General features: G+C 61.7%; 5 protein-coding genes and 1 pseudogene. 4 read left to right on the plus strand and 2 right to left on the minus strand.

From position 1 onward, the window contains the following. Positions 1-183 precede the first annotated feature (183 nt). A complete protein-coding gene (locus JAO74_RS18065) occupies positions 184-3,033 on the plus strand; it encodes a M16 family metallopeptidase (protein ID WP_233151196.1) in 2,850 nt (949 codons plus the stop codon). Positions 3,034-3,274: 241 nt separating this feature from the next. Next, positions 3,275-6,412 carry a TonB-dependent receptor gene (locus JAO74_RS18070; protein ID WP_199041597.1) on the plus strand — a complete coding sequence of 1,046 codons (3,138 nt, stop codon included), beginning with the start codon at positions 3,275-3,277 and terminating at the stop codon, positions 6,410-6,412. A gap of 183 nt (positions 6,413-6,595) precedes the next feature. Here the strand turns inward: JAO74_RS18070 and JAO74_RS18075 are convergent, their stop codons facing one another. Next, positions 6,596-9,463, minus strand: a complete 2,868-nt coding sequence (locus JAO74_RS18075; protein ID WP_199041599.1) for a M16 family metallopeptidase — start codon at positions 9,461-9,463, stop codon at positions 6,596-6,598. A gap of 355 nt (positions 9,464-9,818) precedes the next feature. Here JAO74_RS18075 and JAO74_RS18080 point away from each other — a divergent pair. Continuing rightward, positions 9,819-10,151 (plus strand): annotated as a pseudogene (locus JAO74_RS18080) (transposase); the annotation flags it as partial. A gap of 145 nt (positions 10,152-10,296) precedes the next feature. Next, complete coding sequence (locus JAO74_RS18085) at positions 10,297-10,782, plus strand: hypothetical protein (protein ID WP_199041602.1); 486 nt, start codon at positions 10,297-10,299, stop codon at positions 10,780-10,782. On the opposite strand, the gene JAO74_RS18090 is transcribed toward JAO74_RS18085, so the two are convergent. After that, the gene (locus JAO74_RS18090) at positions 10,755-12,359 is read right to left on the minus strand and encodes a family 43 glycosylhydrolase (RefSeq protein WP_199041605.1); all 1,605 of its coding nucleotides are present in this window, start codon (positions 12,357-12,359) and stop codon (positions 10,755-10,757) included. The genes JAO74_RS18085 and JAO74_RS18090 overlap by 28 nt on opposite strands. Positions 12,360-12,507: the final 148 nt, after the last annotated feature.

Raw genomic sequence — 12,507 nt, forward strand, 5'->3', positions numbered from 1 at the left:
CGGGTTTGCGTCACTCGATTGTCTTCCTTCTGGAGTGACGTGTGACGGGCGGGCAAGACCCTTTTCCTGACGGCGGCGCTCCGGACGGACGTCGGCGTGCCAGCCGGCAGGCATCAGCGCATCCGGCCGATCGGATCAATACGCTCCCGGAGACATCCAATCATGCGCCGACGCCACGTCCTGATGACCTGCGTTACCCTCCCGCTGTTGACCGTTCCCGCTGCCGCTGCTCAGCGGCAGGCTGCATCGCATGATAAGATTTCGAGTGCTGAGGTCGCCTCGGAGATGGCGGATGTTCGTCGCTTTATCGAGCAGCTGACGATCCCTTACGAGACCTTCACGCTGTCCAACGGCTTGCGGGTGGTGGTGCATGAGGATCACAGCGTGCCGAAGGTCCATGTCAACGTCACCTATGACGTCGGCTCGAAGCATGAACCGGCCGGCAGGAGCGGGTTCGCCCATCTTTTCGAGCATCTGATGTTCAACGGCTCGGAAAACGTGCCGGGGGAATATATGAGCTACCTCAATGATGTCGGCGGTGAGGTGAACGGCAATACGAGCTCGGATCGCACCCAATATTTCGAAAACGTACCCGCGGCGGCGCTGGAGCGCGCCCTGTTCATGGAAAGCGACCGAATGGGGCGCCTGCTGGGCGCGCTCGACCAGAAGACGCTCGACGAACAGCGGGGCGTCGTTCAGAACGAAAAGCGGAACGGGGCTGCATCGCGGCTCAGCATTATGAACTACAAGGTTCGCACGACGCTCTACCCGCCCGGCCATCCCTATCACACTTCGACCATAGGCTCGATGGCAGATCTCAACGCCGCAGATCTGGACGACGTACGGAGTTTCTTCAAGGAACATTACGGTCCCAACAATGCCGTGCTAGTGCTCGCCGGCGACGTCGACATGCCGACCGCGCGGCGATTGGTGACCAAATATTTCGGTGGTATTCCAGCGGGGCCGCGCAACGTCCGCCCCGTCATCGTGCCGACCCCCATGGCTCGCACGATCAGCGAAACCGTTACCGCCCCCGTCGACACCGCGACCATCGTCCGGGCGTGGCCGGTGGCCGGGTACGATCAGCGCGATGGCTACGTGCTCGATGCGATCTCGGAAGTGTGGGCGGGAGGGGCCGATGACCCGCTGTCGGACAGCCTCGTCCACAAGCAGAAGCTGTTCTCGCGTGTCAGCGCTTCGAACGCCTCGGCCGTTCAGGGCGGAGAGTTCACGGTCCGGGGAACGCTGCGCGAGGGCGTGGATCTTGCGGTTGCCGCCGCTGCGCTCGATCGTGAGATCGAGAAATTTCTGAAGACGAAAGTGGCTCCCGAGGCCATCTCCCGTTACGTTGCGCGCTTCACATACCCGTACGTCAAGGCGCTCGACAACGCAACGTCCCGCGGAGCGTTGCTGGCCGAAACCATGTCGACGCACCGCGATCCTGCCGCCTATAAGACCGATCTTCGCGTCTATTCCAGCCAGACGCCGGACACCATCATGGCGACGGCCCGCAAATGGCTTAATCAGCCGCGATATGAATTGACCATAACGCCGGGACCGCGGGTCATTCCGAAGGAAGACGAAGGGATCGACGGATCGGTACCGTCTGCACCGGCACAGATCGCCAAACCGGTTACCGCGGCACCGCAGGTTATGGCCCAGCGTGACCGACTTCCGCTTCCGGCCGTGGCGCCGCCAGGCGATGCCCCGTTCCCGCCGATCGAGCGAGCGCGCCTTACCAATGGCATTCCCGTGCTTTACGCTCAAAAGAAGGGCGTGCCATTCACCAATTTCAATCTGAATTTCAAAGGTGATCTGACAGACGCCGAAGATTATCTCGCAACGACATTCATGTATGACCTTCTTGGCAGCGGATCCGCCGGACATAGCGAAGAATGGCTTAATCGACGCAAAGAACTGCTAGGCATTTATGCCGGTGGCGCCATCGGCGTGCGGGAAGGTAGTATACTGATGAACGGACCCGATGTGAATATCGGTGACGGCTTCGGCATGGTCCGCGATATGCTGGTTTCGCCGGACTTCGCTGCCAAGCCTATGAATCGGATGAAGATTTATAATAACGATATGACGAGGCGCAATCGGCTGGATGTGTCTACCCTGACAGAAGAAGCGCTGATGCCGCTGTTCGATCCGGCCTCCCCCTATAACAGGATAAACAAGTCAAACACGGCAGCGGAGATCAACGCCGTCGATCGAAACCGAGTGTCAGCCGCATTTAAACGCTGGATCAGACCCGAGTACGCCAGCATTACGGTCATATCAGACAAGCCTTTGGCAGAATTGATGCCAATGATGGAAAAGGCGATCGGTAGCTGGACAGTCGCCGGCAAGGCCCCTGCCATCCCACCAATCGACTATCGTCCGAAACCGGGCGCTCCGGTCATCGTGCTCATCGATCTTCCCGGCGCAGTACAGGCGAACATCGTCGGTCGTCAGGTCACTTCCGTCGATTACAATGCCCCGTCGGAAGAACTCGACATGGCAAACTATGTGCTGGGGGGAGGCTTCGGATCGCGGCTCAACATGAACCTGCGAGAAGACAAGCATTGGGCCTACGGCGCCAGTGGCAGTTTCGAAAGCCAACGTTACGGTTCGCATTACAGCTTTTCCGCAGACGTCCAGCAAGACAAGGCGGGGCCCGCAATTGCAGAGGTAATCAAGGAAATAAAAGCGATTACAAGCGACCATCCTATTACAGAGAAAGAGCTTGTGGCCATCAAGGGATTGGCCCTCGGCGCGACGGAATCCAGCCTGAGCAGTCGTGAGGGAATCATGTATACGCTCGAAGACATGCGCAGGCACAACTTTCCCGACAATTACGCGGCGCAAACCAGTGCCCGGCAACGTGCGGTAACGCTTGCAGGGGTCAACGCCGCCTTGCGCACGCAACTCTTGCCGGATCGATGGGTGTGGGCCATCGTTGGCAATGCGGCGATCATCCGACCGCAGCTCGATGCGCTGGGTATTCCAGTGAAGGTCCTTAAGGCCGAGGAAATCGCGCCCAAGCCCTGACGCACAGGGCAACCCCCCGTTCTACGAACGACGGCAGATTCGCTGCTGAATCTGCCGTGGTTCGTCATATTCCTGATCCGGTCCATGCCGGTCAGCATCAAGCCCGATAAAAAACGTTACGGCTTTGTGACTGTCGATTGTCTCTGCTTGTAGAGGCGGTCCCAGGGGATGATCGTCGGGGGAGAAAATCGACATGCCTTTTGTCCGGACCCGGATCCGTGCGGCGTTGCTTGGTACCGCCATGCTTGCCTTCACGGCCCCCGTACATGCGCAGAACAGCCCGCACAGCATCGCGTCAGATCGACAGACCTTCAATATTCCGGTCGGGCCGCTGGACGCGGCGTTGAAGACATGGTCGCAGGTGACGAGACGGTCGATCATCTTCCGCTCGGAGCAAGTCGCCACCAAGCGCACGTCGGGCGTGCAAGGGAGGATGTCCTCGGACGATGCTCTCAACATATTGCTGACCCGCTCCGGTTTCGTCAGGATGGACGAGCCGGGCGGCGCGGTCGCGATCGTGCCGGAAGTGGTGCAGACCGACGGCGGCAACGCCACGCCCGACATTCTCGTGACCGGTCGGTCGTCATGGTCGCTGAACACCGGCATCGCCCGCACCCAGGACGACAGTCAACCATTCATCGTGATGACGCGCGAAGAAATTCAGCGAAGCGGTGCGCCGAACCTCGAATCCTTTCTGCGCGACCGTTTGAACGTCAATGCGTCTCCCGTCGTCAGCCAGCAGGCGCGGGGCGGCAACAGCAACAGCGATAGGACGCGCGGGCTGAGTTCGATCAACCTTCGCGGCCTCGGCGCGCGGGATACGCTGATCCTCGTCGATGGCCGCCGTCAGCCGGGCGTCAACATCGGAACCGGGGACCTCGTACAGCCATCGATCACCGGCATTCCCATTGCCTCGATCGAACGTATCGAGGTTCTCGCCTCGTCAGCGTCCGGCATCTACGGCAGCGGCGCCTCGGGAGGTGTCATCAACATCGTATTGAAGCGCGATTTCACCGGCGGTGAAATCTCTGCGTCCTACCGCGATACGACCGACTTCGCGCAAGGTGAAGCACAACTGGACGGCACGTACGGCATTCCGCTCGAGGGAGGGCGAACCAGATTGTCCGTCACCGGCAGCTGGCTGAAGACACGGCCATTGCTGTACGGCGACCGGGCGAGCCTCGCGAAGCGGTCGATCGACCAAATCCGCAGCAACGACCCAAGTTTTTTCGAAGGGTCCGGAAACCAGGTGCCCGACGGGGCCATGACCAATTTCAAAACAGCCTATAATCAGGGATCGAGCTTTTACGAGCCCCTGACGCTGAAGCCGGAATACGGCGGCGCGACGATGCCTTTCGACTACGGCACCATTCCGACCGGGTATCGCGGCGTCGCCGTCGATGGCGTCGCTCCTCTGGTAGCGTCCATCGGGACGTACAATTACGATCTCAACAACTCCTCCACTAGCCTGGGTCGGAGATCACCGATGTTGTTCGGATCGGAGCGATTCAATGGATCCGTCACGATCAGACGCGAATTCAACGATCGTCTCACGGGATATGTGGGAGCAACATGGACGCGCACGTCGTCGTCCACCCTGTTATCCCGCGGACCGGAAACGTTCAGACTCTCGCCGGATGCGCCCGACAATCCTTTCCAGCAGGAACTCACGGTGGCCTTGCCGGGGGTCGCGCTGGCCGGCCGGGTTCGTAACCGTCAAACCGGTCTGGCGCTGATCGGCGGCGTCATCGCCAAATTGCCGGGGGATTGGCAGGCCGCTCTCGATTTTTCCTATACGAAAAGTCACTACCTGGCCGACTCGTCGGAGGCGCAGGTCAGCGAGGCAACGGTCCTCGGCCTCGAATCCGGCGCTGAGAACGCCTTGCGTGATCTGGGGCTGCGGCCACTCGCATTGGCCTATGACGATCTGCCATTCTATTCCGCCCGTACACCCGGACGATCCTCCACTTTTGCACCTTCGTTACGGATTGCCGGTCCGCTCCCGCTGACGTTGCCGGGCGGCAAATCGCAGATGACCTTGAATGTCGAATTCAGCGACGATCGCCTCGGCGCGGTAGTTTCAGCCTCCAACGAAGCCACCAGATCGAGCCTGACGTATGCAGCGCCCGTCAGCCAACGTACCGTGTCCGCTTATGGTGAAATCGCCTTGCCGATCATAAGCGAGGGCGACAGGATACCCTTGATCCGCCTGCTCGAGCTTCGTCTGTCGGCTCGGGCGGAGATGTATCGTGGAAACGGTGCAAACCCCTACGCCTGCGACACCTCGTCGTCACCGCTGCCGGCCGACAATCCGTTTGCCGGTTGCCCACCCGTAGGCGGAGTGATCGAGCGGAGTATCACCAGGAATTCTCACGTCGACCCGAGCATCAGTTTTCGCTGGAGTCCTGTCAAACCGCTGATCCTGCGCGGGTCGTATACCACCGGCTATCTGCCGCCGACGCTGACGCAATTGGTCAAGCTCGCGGGCGACGAATTGCGGTTCCGGCTGACCGATCCCGCCCGCGGAAACGAGCCGATCGGCGTATCTGGTCCTTTTGGTCGCGTTGTGCCCGGTTTCTTCGGCGGCAATCCCGATGTTCGACCCGAATCGTCCAAGACGGTTTCGGCCGGAATAATTCTGACGCCGGCGTTCGCCACCGGCCTGCGGATATCCGCCGACTGGACACGCATCAAAAAGCGGGATGTCTATTTCAATCCGGCATTTACACTTCAGTTCGGAGACGCCGATTTCTTTGCAACGTTCCTTGCGGCCAATCCTGATCGGGTGATCCGCGCACAGCCGTCGGATGGCTATACCGTCGGGCGGATCACAAGTCTGGATGCATCGATCGTCAACCTGCTGGGTGCCTCGACCGAAGCCGTCGATTTCGTGCTCGAATATGACAAGTCTCTGTTCGGCGGCAATCTCACGATGATATCGCGTGGCACCTTCGTCAGGTCACTCGTAGTGGAAAGCTTTCCTGGCGTCCCGCCCGTGGATTACGCCGGTGTCGTTCCACAAGATTTTGCATCCGCGGGCGGGGCGAATGGAACGCTGCGATGGCGCGGAAGCGCGGCGGCCAATTGGACGAAGGATAGCCTGAACCTGGGCTGGCAAGTCCGGTACATCGATCGCTATGCACTCAACGAAGAACGGAGCGTAGTCGCGGCACAGGGCTCGGCCTACGTTAAAAGCCAGATCTATCATGACATCAATGCCAGCTATCAGGTGATTCCCGGGACGACAATGCTGGTCGGAGTCAACAACGTATTCAATTCGCGTCCGCCATTGGATATATCCTCGCAACCACTGTACTACAGTTCTTACGCAGATCCGCGCTTGCGATCATTCTACCTTCGCCTGCAGAAGTCCTTTTGATCTAACGGTACCCCCCCCCGGATACTCGCCCTATAACGTGTGAGTATCCGGGGGGGGGGGGGTGAACGGGCGCCGCACTGATGCATCCTCTGTGCAACAAGCATCAAAACGCTCTTTGTTGTACGTCTGCCCGGCTAAATTAATGTCATCAGAGCCGGAAGCTTGCCGATCCGGATACCTGCTTCAGAGCGGCGGCAGAACGTCGGCCGCCTTGACGACCTTCAAGGGTAATCCGAGCGCATCGAGTTGCGGACGGATGATAGCGGCATTGCCGACGATCGCCCACACCCACCGGTCGGGCGATAGCTGAGCACGCAGAGCAGCGTTTGCCGCGTCGAGCGTGACCGCGCGATAACGGGCGCTTGTCTGTTGCGGATACGTATCCGGGCGGCCATGCCGGCGGACGTTATCGAGTTCACCAGCGATCGCTTCGCGGCTGGCAAAGCGCGATGCCGCCTCGCCAATGGCCACCGCTTTCGCGGTATCGAGTTCGCCTTGCGTGATCGGCCGGTGGTCGACCACCGCTTTCAGCTCCTGCAACACCTCCGCAATCGCGCTACCGGCCTTGTCTTGCTGGATCTTAGCGTTGAACCTGTATTGTGATCCGTAACGACGTCGTGAGAACCCCGCCTGCGCTCCGTAGGACCAGTGTTTGTCCTCGCGCAGGTTCATATTGATCCTTGAAGTAAAGCCATTGCCCAGCACACGACTGGCCAGGAGAAGGGCCGTCGCCGGATCGCCGTCGTTGACCGGGACGGTTTGACGGCCTTGTATAACGGCCTGAACCGCGCCAGGCAGATCGATGAGGACGATCTGTGCCGTCCCGGGTCGGGGCTTATAGTCGAGCGGCGGTACGGATACGGCCTTCCCGCCCGCTTGCCAGCTACCGATCGTTCGCTCCAGCGATGGCAGCAACGCCGCCAGGGGCTTGTCGGACACGACGACGATGCTCGCGTGCTCGGGCCTGATCCAGCGTTTGAAAGACGCCATAACGCCAGCCTGGTCGATGCTCCGGATCCGGGAAGGAGAATCGTACATGACCAATCGATTATAGGGTGAAGCCGCATCGACCAGCGGTGACATGACCTCGTTGATCAGCGTGTCCGGATCAAGTCTGATACCCGCAAGCCCGTCGATCGCCTCTCGTTTCAAACGCTCCACGATCGCCACCGGAAACGTCGGCGCGCTCACCATTTCCCGCATCATGCCCAAGCCATCGTCGAGGCTGACGTCCGGGGCGGTCACATCGACGGTGCCCGACTCCGACCCGGCACTGGCGGAGAGGGACAAGCCCATCAATTCCTTGCGCTTGTTGATCCATTCTTCGTCATGCCCGGCGAAACCCAGTCCGAGAGATGCATACATGACATTCATCGTGCCGGCCTGATCGAGAGGTTCGTCGACCCCGCCACCTAGAAGGTCGAGAGAGACCGTCGTGAATGGGATGGATGGTCCACGGGCGTAAATGACCGGGACACCGTTGCGCAGTCGGGCACGTTCGATCGCCGGGAACCGGGCATCGCTGGGCGCGCCCACCGCGGGCAGAGTCCGGTCGCGTCTTTGCGTTGAAGGCAGCGGGACGGCGGCTTCGATAGCCGGTGGACCAACCGACACCGATCTTTCCGTTTCCTCGTCATCTTTGGGCGTCACGCGCGGTCCCGGCATCACGGTCAACTCGTATCGCGGTCGCTCAAGCCATTTGCGGGCGACCGCCATCACCGAATCCGGCGTCTGTGCCGCGTAGACACGAAGATTCACCTTGTAGGCATCGGGATCGCCAGTGGTCATCGCACTTCCAGCGAGCGCCGACGCCCGTTCGCCAACGCTTTCGAACGACCTCGCGAAGTCATAGGTATACCGAGCGATGAAGCGCGCTATCGTTTCCGCATCGGGCTTGCTGCGCAGGAAGTCGGCTATCTCACGATCGAGCGCGGTTGCGGCGACCTTCGGATCCACACCCTGCCGTACGGCGCCGGTGATCGAGAACTCACCAGCCTGTGCGCTGGATGAATTGCGGACGCCGACATACTGGAACAACTTCTGCTCGTGCACGAGGCGCCGGGTCAGCACACTGCTTTCCCCGCCACCCAGTGCATCCATAGCCACGTCGAGCACTACGCCGTCAGGGTCCTGCGCGCCAGGCACCGGCCAATCCCGGACGATGATCGGGCTGGTGACGGGGGCTGTCGCCGTCTCGCTGATCGTGCGGGCCAATGGAACCGGTCCTGCATCGGGTCGCGTGTTTCGCAGACCTGCCGGAATGCTGCCGAAATATCGCGTCATCAGTCGCTGGGCGGTCGGCAAGTCGATATCGCCGGCAAGGACGACTAGGGCATTGTTGGGGCCATAGTGATCGTTGAACCAGCGCCGGACATCGGTCAGGGTAGCGGCATCAAGGTCCCTCATCGAGCCGATGATCGAATGACCGTAAGGGTGATTGGCCGGGTAGAGTGCGGCACGCGTCCTGTCCTCGATGACGCTGGCCGGCGCAGCGCTGCCGTCCCGTTTCTCGTTCTGGACGACGCCGCGTTCCGCATCAAGCCGCCGCTGATCAAGCGCACCTAGGAGATGGCCCATCCGGTCGCTCTCCATGAATAGCGCCCGATCAAGCGCCGGCGTGGGGACGGTCTCGTAATAATTGGTCCGGTCGACGTTCGTGCTGCCATTCACCGATGCTCCCACGTTCATGAGGAGCTTGACGTAGTCTCCCGGTACGTTTTCCGAGCCGGTGAACATCAGATGCTCGAACAAATGGGCGAAACCGCTGCGGCCAGCCGGCTCGTGCTTGGAGCCGACATCATACGAGACGCTCACATGGACGACGGGTGTACTTCTGTCCTGATGCACCAGCACCCGCAGTCCATTGGGCAGCGTAAAGCTATCATAGGGAATGTCGACCTGATCGATAAGACGCCGCACATCGGTCGTGACCGCCGCGATGTCGGCGCTCGAGACACCAACCTGGCCTCCATCGAGCGCCTTCGCGGCAGGGGTGTACAATGCCAAGAGAGGAACAGCGGCACAGGTCAGCAGGACGTGGCGTGGACGCATGCTAAAAATTCTCCGACGCGCTGAAAACCGTTCGGTCGGAGACTCCCTGCCGGCCAGCTGCTACGCCGGCAGCCCTCCGGAGCGTCGAGGTCGCGAACGGGCTGCCGTCCACTCGACTTGCGTGCTCGCACTGCAAGACAATTCGCGCTCACAAACCCGTAACGCGCGATGAAAATTAACTGCGTCGATGCTAGACTGCGTCTTCATTTAGCGTAGCCAGATGACGGCGCATGCGAGGCGAACGAAGCCCATGAAAGCGGTGATGGTCTTCTCGCAGCCTGAACTGGCCCCCAATTCGGCCGGACGGATTCAAGCCAAAGAAGGAGGCTTGGGGCTATCCCCTGAGCATAGGCTTATGTCCGTGTCCGAGATCATCACCGACGACGGTCGTCGCCGTCACTGGGGTGCCACCGAGAAGCTTAAGATCGTCGAGGAGACGCTCGATGGTCGCGACAGCATCTCGGTCGTCGCCCGGCGTAACGGCGTTGCGCCGAACCTGCTGTACCGCTGGCGGCGGCTGATGCTGGAAGGCGGGAGCGTCGCGATCGCTGGTGACGATGACGTGACCAGCAACCGCCAAGTCCGCGAGATGGACAACCGCATCCGCGAACTGGAACGCCAGCTCGGCCGCAAGACGCTGGAAGTCGAAATCCTCAAGGAGGCGCCGGAGCGCTCGCGCCCGAGGCGTTATCCCGTATCCGGAATTAATCACCTACCCTTTCGCCCTATGGATCTATCCGGCCGTAAAGGCGTCATCGGCCACCAGCCGCATTCGGCGCACCGACCGCATCGACGCGGCACTGCTCGACCATCTCGCCGGCGGTGGCGATGCATTGATCGGCCTGCCGGGGAAGAGCATCGCCAACTATGCCAAACGGTCGGTCCAGCTCGGCTTTTCCAGTATCTTCTGGAACACATTGTGGACGCAGGGTCAGCCGCCGACGACGCTGGGTATCCTGTGCGATCCCGATCATGCGGCGCTGGCCGATTTCCCCACCGACGCGCACAGCAACTGGCACTGGTGGCACCTGATCTACCGCGCCGGCGCCCTGCGGCTCGACCTGTTGCCGCCCGGCGTGAAGCCGATCGTGTGGGTGATCGACGACTGGTTCACCGCCCGTCCGCTCGGGCTGGTGATCGAGGTGGCGGTGGGACGCGGCCGGGCGATCGTCTGCGGCTTCGCCCTCGACGGCACGGGCGCGGACGATCCTGTCAGCCGGCAGCTGGTTGCAAGCCTGGAACGCTACATGACCGGCGACCGCTTCAAGCCGGCGGCGGCGGTTTCCCCCAATCAACTCCGCCGGCTGGCCGCAGTATAGGTCAGCGAGCGGAACACCGCATGGCCCGCCCCGGCCGCATAGAGGCCGGGCCGAAGGCTGAGGAAACCATCGGCGACGTTATGGTTATACCCCGCCACCTCGAACGACCGTTCCTTGGTCCAGCGACGACCATCGGCGCTGTGCAAGAAAGTGACGACGTTCTCGTCATTCGCCAGTCGGAGGAACAGGCGCCGGGCCGTCGTCGTCGCGCCCGGTGGCCAGCGTTCCTGCTGCCCGATGCGATAGGCATGCAGACGCGCGCCATCGAGGCCCAGACCGCAAAACAGCTTTTCGTTGTAGAACAGCAGCAACCCCGCCTCTGTGCCGGCCTCCACCTCCACCTCGACCTGCACGTCGTACGACCGGTCGCCCGCGACGAACAGCAACGGCGATGCATCGGCCGGTCCCTTGCCCTGCCCGGCCAGCGTCAACACACTGTCGCGGATCGATGCCCGTGCCAGATAGTCGCGCGGGGGCGCGAAGAAAGCCAGCCGGTTGCCGATCGCGTTCGCGTCGAAACCCGACAATGCCTGTCCATGCGCGCCGCCGACCCCGCGCGCGGGCTTGGGCAGCGGCCGCGACAGGGTGCCACCGGTCGCGCGCGGCCAGCCATCGGCGGTCCATTCTATCGGTTCCAGCAACATCTGGCGGCCGAGCGTCCGCATGCCGTTCTCATACCCGTGATACACCAGCCACCAGCAGCCGTCCGGCCCCTCGACCGCGGTGGCGTGACCGCGCGACCACCATGGCTCGTCCCGGCTGGCGGTACGGACGACCGGATTATGGGGACAATTCCGCCAGGGGCCGTTGATCGACCGTGACCGCGCGACGACGACCATATGGCTGGTCGGCGGGCCGGCCGTGCCACCCTGGCCGGAGAACATGTAGAACCAGTCGCCCCGTCGGGTGATCTTCGGCCCCTCCAGCGCGAAGCCCTCGATGATCCAGTCCGGCGGGATCGGCCAGCCGTCATAGACGTGGGTGACCGGCCCGGCGGCGGACAGGCCGTCGTCGCTCAGCAATATCCGGTTGCCGCCGTTGAAGAACAGATAGCGTTTGCCATCCTCACCCACCGCATGGCCGGGATCGATCATGCCGTCGATCTGCATATCGATCGGCTCGCTCCACGGCCCGCGCATCGTCGGGGCATGGATGACATAGGTCTTCAGCGGACGCACGGCATCGGCATCGTCGAGTGCGGGAATATAGATGAAGTAACGGCCATCATGCCTGGCGATATCTAGCGCCCACACCGACCCGATATTGCGCGTCAACGCCGCGGTCACCGGCGTCCAGTTCACCAGATCGCGCGAATGCCAGATCGGCACGCCGGGATAATAGAGGAAGGACGAGAAGGCCGCGTAATAGTCCTCGCCATCCTTCAGGATATTGGGATCGGGCCGATCACCGGCGAGGACGGGATTGCGATAGGTGCCATCGCCCACATCGGCGCGACGCTGCCCCTCGATCCCCGCCCGCCATGACGGCACGGGTGCCGAGCGCGCCGCCGCGACGGGCAGACCCGCACCAACGGAAGCTAAGGCGAGGGCAAGGGTCTGGCGGCGCGTGGGGTCCATATCAATTCTCTTCATCGAATTAGTCGGGCGTGATCGGTGCCGATGTTATTTCACCGCCGGTTCCAACAGGACCAGCACCACGTCGTTGCTGCGCATCGGCACGGTGGCGAGGTAGCGACCATCGCGTCCGATCGTGACCGAGCGATCG

It is taken from the genome of Sphingomonas mollis (assembly GCF_016427505.1).
Taxonomy (GTDB): domain Bacteria; phylum Pseudomonadota; class Alphaproteobacteria; order Sphingomonadales; family Sphingomonadaceae; genus Sphingomonas; species Sphingomonas mollis.